The sequence below is a fragment of the Tatumella sp. JGM91 genome, from assembly GCF_018257575.1.
In the GTDB taxonomy this organism is placed as follows: Bacteria; Pseudomonadota; Gammaproteobacteria; order Enterobacterales; family Enterobacteriaceae; genus Tatumella; species Tatumella punctata.
Genome location: NZ_JAERJP010000021.1, coordinates 16229 through 31393 on the forward strand (window position 1 = coordinate 16229; position 15165 = coordinate 31393).

Sequence of the window (15165 nt, forward strand, 5' to 3'; positions counted from 1 at the left end):
TAAACTTTAGTAAGCACCATCGCGTTTTAGCACTACTCCTATAGTTTTAAATAATATTGCTATATCATTCCACATCGACCAGTTTTTTACATACCAGGCATCAAAATAGACACGGGTTTCATAATCCACATCACTGCGGCCGCTGACCTGCCAGAGTCCGGTCATACCCGGTTTACTCATCAGATAATAGTCGACCTGTTCATGATAACGCTCCAGTTCCTGATGGATAATCGGCCGCGGTCCGACCAGGCTCATTTCCCCTTTCAGTACATTAAACAGCTGGGGTAACTCATCCATACTGGTGCGGCGCAGAATATCGCCGATTTTGGTGATCCGCGGGTCGTTTTTCAGTTTAAAGGTGGCATCCCATTCGGCTTTTGCTTCAGGGTCACTGGCCAGTAACTCTTCCAGCAGCTGTCCGGAGTTAACCGCCATAGAGCGGAATTTCAGGCATTTAAACGGCTTGCCATGCTGACCAATACGTTCATGACCATAAATTGCCGGCCCCCCGTCTTTTCTGACTTTACTGCGGATATACAGCAGTAACGGCGCTAGCAGAATAATAATCGCCAGCGAGGCACAGATATCAAAACCGCGTTTCAGTGCCCGTGATGACCACTTTGCCAGGTTCTGATGGACACGGAAAATCATCACTTCATGGCTGAAAATAAATGACATATCGGTACTGTCGAGGGGCATACCACGTAATGTCGGGATTACCGATACATAACGATAGCCTTTAATCATCATTTCCCGCAGCCAGCTATTCCGCAGTTCGGCCTGCTGACTTTCCACCGCCACAATAAACTGCTGACGCCGATCTACGCCATTACCCAGCCAGCCGGGATTACACTCTAATAACGGAATTCCCTGCAACTGTTGCTGCCCGGCCAGAGCCGGTTCGGTATTAATAAACCCGGTGACACGGAAACCAAGGTTTTTCTCGCTGGTAATCGCCAGGTAAGCGTCAATGGCATTTTTACCGCTGCCGATAATAATCGCGTCACGCTGCCACAGGCCGGCTTTATCCAGCAGTTTTTTGGTCAGCATCCGCAGGGCGGGGACCAGTAGCAGCACCAGCAGCCAGGTCAGTACCCACAGGTAGCGGGAAAAATACCATTTGGCAAAAGCCACTATCGCTATTTCAAATACCGCAAAAATCAGCAGAGTGCGCAGGATCTCTTTCAGTTCAAACCAGAAGGTTTTACGGTAAAAGTAATGGCGCAGCCGGACAGCAAACCATCCGATACAGCAGCAGGCCAGCATCCAGTGCAGACTGATCCAGCCTTCGGTCGGCACCTCAGGAATGCGGTCATGAAAATGGCTCAGGGTCAGCTGTAAAATGCCCATCGCAATATAAATCGCCAGGGTAAAGCCGATAAAATCTGACAGGATCAGCAGCCCGCTGACCCACAAATTTCGGGTTAAACGCGTCATGGTTTCCTCACCATCTCCCTGTGCGGGTGGTGTTAATAAAGAGGTTGCGGAGGGAATGCCGGGGCACCGCTATGTGCCCCGCACTGAGTGTTAGAATAACGGAATTATGATTGCTGTTTATCGTCGTAAGAGTAGCCGTAGTGGCTGTAACCGTAGCCATAATAGCTGCTGGCTTTTTTCACCACCCCGTTCAGAATACAGCCTTTAATCTCTACCCCGCTCTGTTCAAAGCGGCGGATACTGACTTCAATTTCTTTGGCGGTGTTCTGTTCAAAACGGGCCACCAGCAGGGTGGTCCCCGCATAACGGCCAATCACTGCCGCATCGGTGACCGCCAGAATCGGCGGGGTATCCACCAGTACCAGGTCATAGTGTTCGCCGGCCCAGTCCAGCAGCTGCTGAAAACGCGGGTGCATTAACAGCTCCGCCGGGTTGGGCGGTATGGCACCACGGGCAATAAAGTCAAAGCTGCCGTTCGCCACGCTTTTTACCGCCTGCGGTATCTGTGATTTACCGGACAGAATATCCGATAAGCCATGGTCGGTGGTCTGGTTAAATATCTGGTGAGCATAGCCTTTACGCATATCACCGTCGATAAACAGTACCTTCTGGCCGCTCTGGGCAATTACCGCCGCCAGGTTGGTGGTAATAAAGGTTTTACCGGCATTGGGGCTGGCCCCGGAAATCATCAGCACGTTATTTCTGGCTTCCATCATGGCAAAGTGCAGACTGGTGCGCAGGCTGCGGATCGCTTCGATGGCCAGGTCTGCCGGGTTATCTTTCGCCAGGAAATGGATATTTTCTTTACGTTTATGTTTACCTTTCAGTGACCGTTTCGGCTGCTGGCGGGCCATCCACTCAGAAACCGGCACACTGGCATAGACATTAATCCCCAGCTCCTCCAGCTGCTCCGGCGATTCAATCCCGCGGCGCAAAAATACCTGTAACAACACCAGCCCGACAGAAATAAAAACACCCAGAATAATGCCGATTAAAACCACCAGGACTTTTTTCGGTTTTACCGGTTTCGGTTCGGTCACTGCATCATCAATAATACGCACATTACCGATGGCACTGTTTTTGGCAATATTCAGTTCCTGCTGGCGGTTAAGTAACTGCATATATACCGCCTGGCCTGATTCCACATCTCGGCTTAACTGCAGTACCTGCTGCTGGGTGGCCGGCATCGCCGAAACCTGTTTATTTAAACGGGCTTTTTCATCCTGCAGGGTTTTACGCTTTTCCAGCAGCGCCTTATAGGTCGGGTGGTCTTTGGTAAACAGCTGTGACACTTCCGCTTCACGGAAAGTCAGCTGGTTCAGCTGATTATCGACATTCACCACCTGGTCAAGGGTCGAACGGGCCTGCATGGTTAAATCAACCGAATCACTGCGCTTGCGGTAGTCGCTCAGTTTATCTTCGGCCGCATCCAGATCCGCCCGTACCTCAGGTAACTGCCGGGCCAGAAAGTCAAGGCTTTTACTGTCCTGGGCGGCCTGGCGGGCAATATTCTGTGCCAGGTAGTTATCACTGATGCTGCGTAAGGTCTCCCGGATCAGCGCCGGGTCACTGCCGCTCAGGGTCAGATTTAACATTCCCGTATCTTTACCCTGATCAATAGCAGAAAAAACCTGTTGCAGATTATTAATTGCCTCCAGCCGGGTCAGATAATCAATGGTAAATTTTGTGCCCGGCGGGGCCTGCAGATCACTGATTAACAGGGATAAACCATCCGCTTCCAGCAACTGGCCGCTATGGCCCTGTAAATGATAGGGACCGCCGGATAACTGATAGTTACCATTGTCACCCGCGGTAACCGTCAGGGTCGGGACTTTGCCGTCTGCCGGGGCTACATAAATACGGCCGACAGTCAGGGTGCCCGGCGAATGGCCGGTTAACCGCGCCCAGCCGCGGCCAAATAGCGGAAAGTATTTTTCGCTGACCTGCGCCTGCAGGTTAAGGTCGTCGACGGTTTTACCGAGGATCATCCGTGACTGTAACAGGGCAATTTCCGGGGCCGATTCCGGCTGGCTGTCGGGCAGTATCTGGCTAAGGTTGTTTAGCAGGGCATTGCCCTGTTTCTGTTCCACCTGCACCAGCGCATCCGCCTGATAGACGGGGGTGGCAAACAGGGCATAGAGTATTGCCAGCACGGTAAAAACCGCAGTAATACTGATAATCAGTTTACGGTGGTCGATCAGTTCGCCAAGCAGGCGTCCCAGATCGATTTCATCAGAGTCCGGACTGGCCGGGGTATGTTTCGCTGTCGGTGACATGTTGACTTCCTAAGGTTAACCGCCCAGTTTCCCGGCCCAGCGCTGACAAGCCTGGTCAAGTAACTGATAGACAAATTCAAATGCTTCCATACTCTGCCGGTACGGATCGGGGATCTGTTTATTTTCCAGCCAGTGGCCGATTAACAGGGTTTTGCCGCGCGCTTCGGGGGCAATTCTGGTCACCTGTTCGATATGGTGTTTTTCCATTACCAGTATCAGGTCATACTGCCGCCCCAGCCGGCCGGTAAACTGGCGGGCTTTATGGCCCTGCAGCGATAACTGATGCTGTCCGGCGACAGCAATCGCTGAGCTATCGGCTTCATGATCAACCAATGCGCCGACCCCCGCAGAGTCAATTGTTTTGTCCGGTAACGCCTGACGCAGCAGCCGTTCGCCAATCGGTGAACGGCAGATATTACCGGTACAGACCACAAGTATTGAATTAAACATAATTTTACCAGGTCCTGATATAACGTGCGGTTTCTGTCATATCATGTACGCCGGTAATAGTCGGTACCAGCTGAGAAATCACCCGGTTCCAGCGGACAATCGGAGCGGTAGTCACATAGACAATATCGTACGGCTGTAACTGGAATTCGGTAGACAACACCATAGTGGAAGCATCTTTGGCATTCAGCTGGTAGATATTAGCGATACGTCCGCCTTTATCTTTAGGGATCTGGCGGATAACGAAAATCCCTGAGGCATCGGCATATTGCTGATTAATACCGTCAGAGCTGCCAAGGGCTTCGGCCAGGGTCATACCACTGCGATCCATTTTCAGGGTGCTCTGTTTGCCGACTTCTCCCATCACAAAGACTTTCTGGTCGTCGTTCCGCGGTACAAACAAAATATCGCCCGGATAGAGCAGCCGGTTTTCTAACAGATCCCCTTTCTGCATCAGGGCCTGCAGTGACAGCACAATGTCTTTACCGTTATGGGTCAGTACCACATGCCGCCAGTCCGCATCGGCCGATAATCCGCCGGCCGCATTAATCGCATCCATAATGGTTAACGGCACATTGGTAATCGCCTGCTGGCCGGAGCGGGTCACCTCACCGGTGACATAGGCTTTCTGGGAACGGAAAGCCGCCACACTGACATCCACCTGCGGGCTTTCGATATAGGTCGCCAGCCGGCGGGCAATTTCCACCCGTACCTGGTCGAGGGTTTTACCGGCCACATACACTTTACCGATATAAGGGTAGAAAATAGTGCCGTCAGCCCCGACCCAGTTACCGGTATCACTGGCACTGCGGTAGGTGCCGGCCGGGGTGGTCAGTTCCGGGTGGTCATAAACGGTAATCATTAATACATCGCCGCGGCCGATATGGTACTGGTAGCTGCTCAGCAGGCTGTCGAGCTGCGGGTTAGGCTGGGCCAGTATCGGTGCCGGACGCAGCTGGTCGATCAGGTCCGGGGTCATCGGGTAGACATTTACCAGTTTATCCCAGTCATAGTCACTGTCCGGCAGTTCCACCACATTTTTACGCAGGCTGTTCAGCCCCTGGCCGGGGATCATGGTACAACCGCTCAGCAGCCCCACCAGGGCTGCCGCGGCTGTCAGTTTCAGTACGGTTGTTTTCATCAATTTATTTCATCAGTTAAAAGTAGACACTGCTGACTGTTGCCCTTCCGCGGCGGATACTGCGGGCCTCCCTGCCCCGGCCGCCTGATACGGCCATACAACGTCAGTGATTAGTTACAGCTGAAACGGGATTTCCAGTGCCGCGCTGGCACCTAAATCGTTATTATCACTATGGCTGGCATCGGTATACCAGCTACTCAGATTCAGCCGTACCGATTTATAGACTGCGCCTCCCCAGCCCAGCTGTACCCCTTTCAGGGTATCCGCATGGGGGAAGGCACGGTTAATACGCTGATTTTCCGGGTTTACTCTGGCGTAGAACATACGCACACTCCAGCGCTGGTTATCTTCGGTGACCAGCTCGGTTTTCGCCGCCAGTAACCGGCCATCGCCCCCCAGGCTGTCGCCCAGCGGATAACCCTGCTGGTAGTAACCGTCTTTATAGATATGGTGGGTATAACTGTAGTTGGTGCGGCTCATATCAGTACGGGTATCATGGCCTTCCAGATACCAGTTAACCGCATTTTTCCCCAGGCTCTGATGCCCTTCGATCCCCAGCAGGTACATATTCGACGACGGCAGTTTACCGGCTTCGTCTTCCCCAATCAGCTGACCGTAGATACTGACCGGGATACCGAGGGTCGGTTCCAGTTTCAGCCGGGCATCAAACCCGGCCAGCTGGTTACCCGGCTCGTTAGGGTCATTGGCGGTGGTATTGTCATTACCGGCAAAACCGTCCCAGAAATTATTTAACGACTGAGGACGTCCTTCGCCGCCCCACTGCATTATCCGGCTGGCTCCCAGTTCCAGTGACTGCCACGGGGAAACACTGAGGCGCATACCGATAATCTTTGTATGGGGCACTGCCGTATACTGGGCTTCCTGGGCGGCAGAGATCTGGTACTGCCACGGGCCGACCCAGTTCAGCCACCAGATATCCGGGGCGGTCTGGCGGTCACGCTGTAACATAAATCCGGTCAGTGGCCGGGCGGCATCAGAGCGGATTAGGCTGCCTTCGTTACCCGGCCCCCACCACTGGGGAGTCTGACCAAAAGACAACCACTGGCCCCAGATTTTTACCGCAGCGTAGCTGTTATTCAGGTTGGCGCGGGAAGGCGACTGGATCTGTTCTCCCGCTTCAAGGTTGCCCTGCAGATTAATGTCCCACCAGTCACCGCTGTTGCTGGAGATTACCGATAACCGGTTATCGGCAGTTACTGACTGTGCAAAGGCTTTCGGCTGGCCGGAACCACCGGTCGAGGTATATCCGTTGATCCGCACATCCGATTTCAGGGTCCGCAACCGTTGCTGTACCCGCTCAATCGCCAGTTGTTCCGAAGAATAGGCCGGATGGGCTTTCTCCAGTGCGGCTTCTATTGCATCTTCACTCAGGGGCCAGGTGCTGAGGCTAAGGCGGATCACCCCGCGGTCTGCCAGCCAGCTGAGGTCAGAACGTAAATCACTGTCCGGTAATACCAGGCCACCGGCAAAGCTGCTGGCGGCCGGCAGTAGTGCCAGCCCGACCATCATCGCCATCAGGCTTTTTTTTGCTCCGCGACGGGGATGGGCTGGCGGCGTCTGTTCAGCCTTGCTTAAGGCGTTGTGCATCAGTGCTGTCTCCTCTCCTGTCCCGCGGGCCGCACAAACTGAAGGGTATTCCGGGCCTGCAGCAGGTAAAATATAAGCTATAATGAAGTCATGTCTGTTCTTAGTATCAGAATGCCGGACAATCCGACAGGTCGCCGGCGGGGACTACTGCCGGTGATTATTCGCGGTCATAATCGTCACTGTGATGCTCCGGTAACAGGCTCTGCCGTGGCAGACTGATATGTTCCGGAAGCCTGAAGATAGCAAAGATTACTGATCAGAAAGCGTTTTATTCACAAAATCATTCAAAAATATTTTACAGGCACGCTACCGCCCCTGGCTTGCAGCTACCAGTGCACTGTACGCAGGACAGCAACTTCCGCGGGCAGATGCCCTGCGCAAATGGGGTTATATGGCGCATTGCGGAACCAGTTCCGGGCGCAATCGCGGATAATTTCTCAACAATTGCTAAATCATTCCAGCAATATTTGCCAATTATTAAGAAATAATCAGGCTAAATATATAGATAAATTCCGGGTTTTTTACTGTTGCTGACAATTAAGCCTGCCTGTGGTTTCGGGCAGCCTAAACGCGGCCGTTTCCGCACCGGAAAAATAAGAAGTCTTCAGGTAAAGGATAGATTAACGCTGCTGAAATAATCAGTTGTGAGGCGGAGTTGTCAGTAATGAGGCACGGCAGAGAGTGAACCGGGGCCGGGCGGCAAAGTGCAGTCCTGCCAGTGACGGTGAAGGGAGCAGTCTGGTGCCGCTGTAAAAACGCCCGGCACTGGCCGGGCGTTAAAAGCTGACAAGATGACTGTCCGCTGACGCGGAATTATTTGCTTTCCGGGCGCAGGGCCGGGAACAGGATCACATCACGGATGGTGTGGCTGTCGGTAAACAGCATTACCATCCGGTCAATACCGATACCCAGTCCGGCGGTTGGCGGCAGACCATGTTCCAGGGCGGTCACATAGTCTTCATCATAGAACATGGCTTCGTCATCACCGGCGTCTTTGGCATTAACCTGTTGCCGGAAACGTTCCGCCTGGTCTTCCGCGTCATTCAGCTCTGAGAAGCCGTTACCGATTTCCCGTCCGCCGATAAAGAACTCAAAACGGTCAGTGATTTCCGGGTTCTGGTCATTACGGCGTGCCAGCGGCGAAACCTCGGCCGGATACTCGGTAATAAAAGCTGGCTGAATCAACTGGCTTTCGGCGGTTTCTTCGAAAATTTCCGTCACCACACGGCCCAGCCCCCAGCTTTTCTCAACCTTAATCCCCAGTGAACCGGCAATTGCCACCGCTTTATCAAAGTCATCCAGATCGCTGAGTTCGGTCTCCGGACGGTACTTTTTAATCGCTTCACGCATGGTCATGCGGGCAAACGGCTGACCAAAATCAAACACCTGATCACCGTAGGTGACTTTGGTATGGCCGAGTACTTTCTCTGCCAGGGTACGGAACAGGCTTTCGGTCAGTTCGATCAAATCGTTGTAGTCCGCATAGGCCATATAGAGTTCCATCATGGTGAACTCAGGGTTATGGCGCGGCGAAATACCTTCGTTACGGAAGTTACGGTTAATTTCGAAAACCCGATCAAAACCGCCCACCACCAGCCGTTTCAGGTACAGTTCCGGGGCAATACGCAGGTACATATCAATGTCCAGCGCATTATGATGGGTAATAAACGGACGCGCAGATGCGCCACCGGGGATCACCTGCATCATCGGGGTTTCCACTTCCATAAACTGACGCTCCACCATAAACTGGCGGATCGCGGCCATGATTTTTGAACGTACCCGGAAGGTGTCCCGCGACTGCTGGTTAGCAATCAGATCCAGATAGCGCTGACGGTAACGGGTTTCCTGGTCCGCCAGGCCGTGGAATTTGTCCGGCAACGGGCGTAATGCTTTGGTCAGCAGACGCAGTTCTGTACAGTGGATCGACAGTTCGCCGGTTTTGGTTTTAAACAGTTTACCGCGCGCCCCGAGGATATCCCCGAGGTCCCACTTTTTAAACTGCTCGTTGTAGTAACCTTCCGCCAGGTCATCACGCGATACATATAACTGGATACGTCCGCCGGTATCCTGCAGGGTGACAAAGGAAGCTTTCCCCATGATACGGCGGGTCATCATTCTGCCGGCCACGCTGACTTCGATTCCGGTGCTTTCCAGCTGTTCGCTGTCCTTATCATCAAACTGCTGGTGCAGCTGGTCAGACAGTGAATCACGACGGAAATCATTCGGAAATGCCACGCCGTTCTGGCGCAGGGCTGCCAGTTTCTCACGACGACTTTTCAGTTCGTTATTGAGATCCTGACTGGCATCCGTTTGCTGTGGTTGTTGTTCAGACATGGGGTTTCCTTATAAACCTGCTTTTAAACTTGCTTCAATAAACCGGTCCAGGTCGCCATCCAGTACTGCCTGGGTATTGCGTGTTTCCACGCCGGTACGCAGATCTTTAATCCGCGAATCATCCAGTACATAAGAACGGATCTGGCTGCCCCAACCGATATCGGATTTGTTATCTTCCAGCGCCTGTTTTTCGGCATTCTTTTTCTGCATTTCCAGCTCGTATAACTTGGCCTTCATCTGCTTCATTGCCTGGTCTTTGTTTTTATGCTGGGAGCGGTCATTCTGACACTGAGTGACAGTATTGGTCGGAATATGGGTAATACGCACCGCAGACTCGGTACGGTTAACGTGCTGACCACCGGCCCCGGAGGCGCGGTAAACGTCAATCCGCAGGTCGGCCGGGTTAATGTCGATATCAATATCGTCAGACACTTCCGGATAGACAAACGCCGAGCTGAAAGAGGTATGACGGCGACCGCCGGAGTCAAACGGGCTTTTACGTACCAGACGGTGCACCCCGGTTTCGGTACGCAGCCAGCCGAACGCATATTCGCCGGAGATACGGATAGTGGCTGATTTGATACCAGCCACATCGCCATCCGACTCTTCGATCACTTCAGTTTTAAAGCCTTTATCTTCGGCCCAGCGCAGGTACATCCGCAGCAGCATACTGGCCCAGTCCTGGGCTTCGGTGCCGCCGGAACCGGCCTGCAGATCGATATAACAGTCAGCGCTGTCGTGCTCACCGGAGAACATACGGCGGAATTCCAGTTCGGCCAGCTTTTTGTCCAGATCGTCCAGTTCAGCAACTGCTTCGTTGAAGGTCTCTTCGTCGTCCGCTTCCACTGCCAGGTCCAGCAGGCCGCTGACATCTTCCAGCCCCTGTGCCAGCTGGTTCAGGGTGTTGACTATGGCTTCCAGTGAGGAACGCTCTTTACCCAGCGCCTGAGCGCGTTCAGGTTCGTTCCAGACATCGGACTGCTCTAGTTCAGCATTAACTTCTTCGAGACGCTCATTTTTAGCATCGTAGTCAAAGATACCCCCGAAGCACATTACTGCGCTCAGAGAGGTCCTGGATACGGTTTCTTACCGGATTAATCTCAAACATGGCTTTAGATGTCTTTAGTTAGAGTAAATATATGCACAGAAAGGACTGATTCTACCCTAAGAGAGGTTTTATAGGGAGTATTGAGGTCAAAAATTCCCTTACTTGATGCCCGTAGCAGACAATTAAGCTGGCCATGGGCACGAATAACTACAATTGGTGAATAATATCAGACTGAGATTTTTTTCAGGTGCTCGTCAACCATCGCGGCTGTTTTTTTCCAGCTATAACGAGTTGCATTCACCAAACCTTTAGCTTTAAGTTCTGCAACCAATTCCGGCTCAGTAAAAATCCGTGTAATAGCCTCAGCTATTTGCTGGGTATCTTCTGCATTTGTCAGTAATGCGGCTCCGCCAGATACTTCAGCCAGAGACGTGTTATCTGCCGTAATTACAGGAACAGCACTGGCCATAGCTTCAATCACTGGCAAACCAAAACCTTCGTAAAATGAAACAAAAATCAATCCTTTAGCCGTTCTGTATAACAAGGGCAGATCTTCTTCTGCTAAATACCCCGTAAAGACCACCCTGTTCTGCAGGCCCAACTCTGCAATTTTTTCGGTAATAAAAGTATCTGCTTTGCCGGTAAAGACCAGTTTTATGCTTTCATCTATGTCTGCTTCTTTGAAAGCCTTAAGGGTTCCCGTTTCATTTTTATGACCTTTACGATTGCTGACACACAACAGATATTCAAAGTCATAATTCATACGGGCCCCTTCAGGGCTGAAATATTCAGAGACACCATTGCCTACATTGATCACTTTACCGGCAGGAATTCCAGCCCAGTCAATGATTCTTTGCCGTGAAAACTCTGAGACAGTAAAGACATAGGCGGCCTGGCGGCAACCTCTTTTAATTACTGTATTATAAAAAATATGTTTAGATTTGCTGCTATTCTCCGGGCGATCAAGATGATTAAGATCATGAATAGTAATCACAAACGGTACTTTTGTTACCAGAGGAGGAATATAGCCAGGGAAAAACATGACGGCATCTTTTATATCTTTAAGCGCTTTAGCTGATCTGAAGGTATCCAGTGGTGAAGCCGGATGCCCTTCCGGAGCCAATTCAGGATATTCATTCAACCGGTTAATCTGTTGATAAAATGTACCGATACCTCCCATACCTTCCCAGCGAGGATCAATATAAATTTTATTATTTGGCATAAGATTATCCAATGATGTCAGCAGATGAACGTTAATAGGTGAAGTTTAATCAGCCGGATAATCAGCAAAATAATGCCGAATATCAAAGCTTCTTTACAGGTTACTAAAGAAGTTCCGGATTTTCATCAAGTTACTTTCTGAAAGCTAATAGTCTATGCCTCATAATGCCCATAGGTGCTCGATAAGCAGCTGCAGATTACGCTGACCGCGGAATTCGTTAATATCCAGCTTATAGGCAATTTCGGCCTGTTGTACGCTGTTGTCCGGCCACAGGGCGGTATCAATATTAAAGGCGATACCATCCAGTAACGGACCGCCGCCCACCGGTTCGAGCATCAGTTTCAGGTGGCGTTCGCCCACCAGCCGTTGCCGGAGGATGCGGAATTGACCGTCAAACAACGGTTCCGGGAAAGCCTGCCCCCAGGGCCCCGCTTCACGCAGTATTTCCGCCGTCTGCAGGCTGAGTTGATGGCCGGATAATTCACCGTCAGACCAGACCACGCCCTGCAACTGCTGCTCATCCAGCCATTCACCGGCCAGCTCTGCAAATGCCTGGCGGAAGTGTTCAAACTGGTCTTCATTCAGTGACAGGCCCGCCGCCATGGCATGGCCGCCAAATTTCAGCATCATCCCCGGGTGCAGCGTGTCCAGCCGTTCCAGTACATCACGCAGATGCAGCCCGCTGACCGAACGGCCGGAACCTTTCAGGGTTCCGTCGCCGGCCGGGGCAAAAGCAAATACCGGCCGGTGGAAACGCTCTTTCAGACGCGAGGCGACAATGCCGACCACGCCCTGATGCCAGCCAGGATGATAAAATGCCAGCCCGCCGGGCAGTTGCTCATCAGCCTGTTCCAGCGAATCACACAGGCTTAATGCTTCGGCCTGCATCCCCTGTTCTATCTGTTTACGGGTCTGGTTCAGGGCATCTAATTCACTGGCCAGCATCCGCGCCTGTTGGGTGTCGTCGCACAGCAGCAGGGAGACCCCGACAGACATATCGTCGAGCCGCCCGGCCGCATTTAAACGCGGCCCGAGGGCAAAACCAAGATCACTGGCGACCAGCCTGGCCGGTTGCCGGTTTGCCACTTCCAGTAACGCACGGATCCCCGGACGGCATTTCCCGGCGCGGATCCGTTGCAGCCCCTGCCAGACAAGGATACGGTTATTGGCGTCGAGGGGAACCACATCCGCCACGGTACCGAGGGCCACCAGGTCGAGCAGCTCTGCGAGGTTTGGCACCGGCCGGTCACCGAACCCGCCGTGCTGACGCAGCCGCGCCCGCAGGGCCAGCATCAGGTAAAACGCCACCCCGACCCCGGCCAGCGAACGGGACAAAAAAGCACAGTCTCTGAGGTTAGGGTTAACGATAGCCGCCGCCGGCGGCAGGGTTTCCCCCGGCAGGTGATGATCGGTAATCACCACCGGAATACCGTACTGGCTGGCCAGTACCACCCCCGCATGGGAGGAAATTCCGTTATCCACCGTCAGGATCAATTCCGCGCCGCGGGCCCGTGCCTGTTCCACCACTTCCGGACTCAGGCCATAACCGTCTTCAAAGCGGTTAGGGATCAGAAAATCAAGGTTTTCTGCCCCGAGGCTGCGTAACGCCAGCAGCGACAGGGCGGTGCTGGTGGCCCCGTCTGCATCAAAGTCACCGACCACAATAATCCGCTGCCGGTCTGATATGGCCTGGTGCAGTAACGCGGCTGCCGTTTCTATCCCCGTCAGGCCCTGCCAGGGCAGTAACCCCGCGGCACTGCGATCCAGTTCGCTGGCCGAGTTTACCCCGCGCAGGGCATATAAACGGCGTAATAGTGCCGGCATTTCGGCCGGCAGTTGCGTTTCATCGGCCGGCTGGCGACGACGCAGTTGAGCAACATGTTTTCCGGCCAAAAGTTACTTCCCTGCTGACTGGCTGTCGAGATACTGTTTCAGTTCCTGAGGTCCCTGATAGCCGGGGATCAGGGTGCCGTTTTCGGTCAGTATCGCCGGTGTCCCCTGGATACCGTACATCAGGCCGAGCTGATACTGGCGGCTGAGGTCAATATTACAGCTGGCCGGTGCCGGGGCGCTGCCGTTCATCGCCGCATCAAAGGCTTTGTTGCGGTCGGCGGCACACCATACGGAAGTCATGGCTTTGGCGACCTCACCGCCCATTCCTTCACGCGGGAAGGCCAGGTAACGTACGGTGATCCCCAGGGCATTGTAATCGGCCATTTGCTGGTGCAGTTTATGGCAATAGCCGCAGGTAATATCGGTAAATACCGTCACCACGTGCTGCTGCTTCGCCGCTTTATAGATAATCATCTGCGGGACCATCTGTTCCATTTTCTGGCCCAGCTGACGGAAAGTCACATTCACCGGGTGCTGACCGCTGATATCGTACAGCGGCCCCTGAATCATCTGTTTACCGTCGTCACTGATATAAAATACGCCGCTGTCGGTGAGGACAGTTTTCATGCCCGGCAGGGTTGACGGCTGTATATCGGTCACTTTAACGCCCAGCCGTTGCAGGGTGTTCTGAATCGCTGAGTCATCGGCCTGTGCCAGACCGGAAAGTGCCGACCACAGCAGAGTTACTGCTAAAAGTGTTTTTTTCATGGAAATACTGTCCTTTTCACCCGCCGGGTCAGGCCCGGGGATGATGCTGTTGATGTAACTGTCGCAGCCGCTCGTTGGCTACATGGGTATAAATCTGGGTTGTCGACAGGTCACTGTGCCCAAGCAGCATCTGTACAACCCGTAAATCTGCGCCGTGATTCAGTAAATGAGTGGCAAACGCATGCCGCAATACATGGGGGGATAACTTTTCACTGTCGATCCCGGCCAGCAGCGCATAGTGTTTTATCCGGTGCCAGAAGGTCTGACGGGTCATTTGTCTGGCACGGTTACTCGGGAACATCACGTCCAGCGACTGGCCATTGGTCAGCCACGGGCGGCCATATTCCAGGTACTGCTCCAGCCAGTAAACCGCTTCTTCACCGAGCGGCACCAGCCGCTCTTTGTCCCCTTTGCCCAGTACCCGCACCACCCCCTGCCGCAGGCTGATATCGCTAAGGGATAAGCCCACCAGCTCCGAGACCCGCAGCCCGGTGGCGTAGAGTAATTCCAGCATCGCTTTATCACGCAGTTCGAGGGGGATGTCAGTACAGGGTGCCTGCAGCAGACGTTCAATCTGCGATTCACTGAGATCTTTCGGCAGCCGCTGCGGCAGTTTCGGCGACGATAATAACGCCGCAGGGTCATCACTGCGTTGCTTTTCTCGGTACAGGTACTGGAATAACCGCCGCATGGCACTGAGCTGCCTTGCCGAACTGCTTGCTTTATAACCACCGGCAAGGCGTTCGGCAAGAAAACCCTGTAACTGTTCGGCAGTCACCTGCCGCAGAGATAACTGATGTGCCGCCAGCCAGTCCGTAAGCTGTTGCAGGTCCTGACGGTATGACGACAGGGTATTCTGTGCGAGGTTACGCTCTATCCAGACAGTGTCGAGAAACAGTTCAACAATGCTGGTATTTTCATCAGCCGGCTGTTTATCCTGCACCTTGCCTCCGTTTTTTCGCCTGTGGTAAACCTGATCTGCCGGGGGTTACCCGACGGGCTATTATGCCGAAATCGGCGGGTGATTTCTAAGGGAATCTCCCGGTGACCC

Annotated in this window: 11 protein-coding genes; all 11 read right to left on the bottom strand. The window is 53.2% G+C overall.

Annotation, left to right across the window (positions count from 1 at the left end; translation table 11 throughout):
- Positions 1 to 6 precede the first annotated feature (6 nt).
- Positions 7 to 1437 (bottom strand): undecaprenyl-phosphate galactose phosphotransferase WbaP, encoded by a 1431-nt coding sequence (gene wbaP / locus JK198_RS13635; RefSeq protein WP_212710772.1) that lies wholly within the window; start codon positions 1435 to 1437, stop codon positions 7 to 9.
- A gap of 104 nt (positions 1438 to 1541) precedes the next feature.
- On the bottom strand, positions 1542 to 3713 hold the full coding sequence (locus tag JK198_RS13640; RefSeq protein WP_212710771.1) for a polysaccharide biosynthesis tyrosine autokinase: 2172 nt from the start codon (positions 3711 to 3713) through the stop codon (positions 1542 to 1544).
- Positions 3714 to 3728: 15 nt separating this feature from the next.
- Positions 3729 to 4163: a protein tyrosine phosphatase gene (locus tag JK198_RS13645; RefSeq protein WP_212710770.1), complete on the bottom strand. Its 435-nt coding sequence runs from the start codon at positions 4161 to 4163 to the stop codon at positions 3729 to 3731.
- A 4-nt stretch (positions 4164 to 4167) separates the two neighbouring features.
- Positions 4168 to 5301, bottom strand: a complete 1134-nt coding sequence (locus JK198_RS13650; protein ID WP_212710769.1) for a polysaccharide export protein — start codon at positions 5299 to 5301, stop codon at positions 4168 to 4170.
- A gap of 114 nt (positions 5302 to 5415) precedes the next feature.
- Complete coding sequence (locus JK198_RS13655; protein WP_249213336.1) at positions 5416 to 6837, bottom strand: capsule assembly Wzi family protein; 1422 nt, start codon at positions 6835 to 6837, stop codon at positions 5416 to 5418.
- An 885-nt stretch (positions 6838 to 7722) separates the two neighbouring features.
- Complete coding sequence (gene lysS / locus JK198_RS13660) at positions 7723 to 9243, bottom strand: lysine--tRNA ligase (protein ID WP_212710767.1); 1521 nt, start codon at positions 9241 to 9243, stop codon at positions 7723 to 7725.
- 9 nt (positions 9244 to 9252) lie between these two features.
- Positions 9253 to 10351 (bottom strand): peptide chain release factor 2 gene (prfB, locus tag JK198_RS13665; RefSeq protein WP_212709130.1). Its coding sequence is split into 2 segments (ribosomal slippage): positions 9253 to 10275 and positions 10277 to 10351, totalling 1098 coding nucleotides; the frame shifts between segments, so codons are not numbered across the junction.
- A 166-nt stretch (positions 10352 to 10517) separates the two neighbouring features.
- Positions 10518 to 11513, bottom strand: a complete 996-nt coding sequence (locus JK198_RS13670) for a glycosyltransferase family 1 protein (protein ID WP_212710766.1) — start codon at positions 11511 to 11513, stop codon at positions 10518 to 10520.
- Positions 11514 to 11672: 159 nt separating this feature from the next.
- Entirely contained in the window at positions 11673 to 13406 is a 1734-nt protein-coding gene (recJ, locus tag JK198_RS13675) for a single-stranded-DNA-specific exonuclease RecJ (RefSeq protein WP_212710765.1), read from the bottom strand.
- Positions 13407 to 13409: 3 nt separating this feature from the next.
- Positions 13410 to 14114, bottom strand: coding sequence for a bifunctional protein-disulfide isomerase/oxidoreductase DsbC (gene dsbC, locus JK198_RS13680; RefSeq protein WP_212709132.1), 705 nt, complete (start codon positions 14112 to 14114; stop codon positions 13410 to 13412).
- Positions 14115 to 14142: 28 nt separating this feature from the next.
- Positions 14143 to 15057 carry a site-specific tyrosine recombinase XerD gene (gene xerD / locus JK198_RS13685; RefSeq protein ID WP_212710764.1) on the bottom strand — a complete coding sequence of 305 codons (915 nt, stop codon included), beginning with the start codon at positions 15055 to 15057 and terminating at the stop codon, positions 14143 to 14145.
- Positions 15058 to 15165 lie beyond the last annotated feature (108 nt).

Excerpts from the sequence above, each read along its gene's own strand:
- wbaP (WP_212710772.1), bottom strand. The coding sequence starts at position 1,437 with ATGACGCGTTTAACCCGAAATTTGTGGGTCAGCGGGCTGCTGATCCTG.
- JK198_RS13640 (WP_212710771.1), bottom strand. The coding sequence starts at position 3,713 with ATGTCACCGACAGCGAAACATACCCCGGCCAGTCCGGACTCTGATGAA.
- JK198_RS13645 (WP_212710770.1), bottom strand. The coding sequence starts at position 4,163 with ATGTTTAATTCAATACTTGTGGTCTGTACCGGTAATATCTGCCGTTCA.
- JK198_RS13650 (WP_212710769.1), bottom strand. The coding sequence starts at position 5,301 with ATGAAAACAACCGTACTGAAACTGACAGCCGCGGCAGCCCTGGTGGGG.
- JK198_RS13655 (WP_249213336.1), bottom strand. The coding sequence starts at position 6,837 with ATGGCGATGATGGTCGGGCTGGCACTACTGCCGGCCGCCAGCAGCTTT.
- lysS (WP_212710767.1), bottom strand. The coding sequence starts at position 9,243 with ATGTCTGAACAACAACCACAGCAAACGGATGCCAGTCAGGATCTCAAT.
- JK198_RS13670 (WP_212710766.1), bottom strand. The coding sequence starts at position 11,513 with ATGCCAAATAATAAAATTTATATTGATCCTCGCTGGGAAGGTATGGGA.
- dsbC (WP_212709132.1), bottom strand. The coding sequence starts at position 14,114 with ATGAAAAAAACACTTTTAGCAGTAACTCTGCTGTGGTCGGCACTTTCC.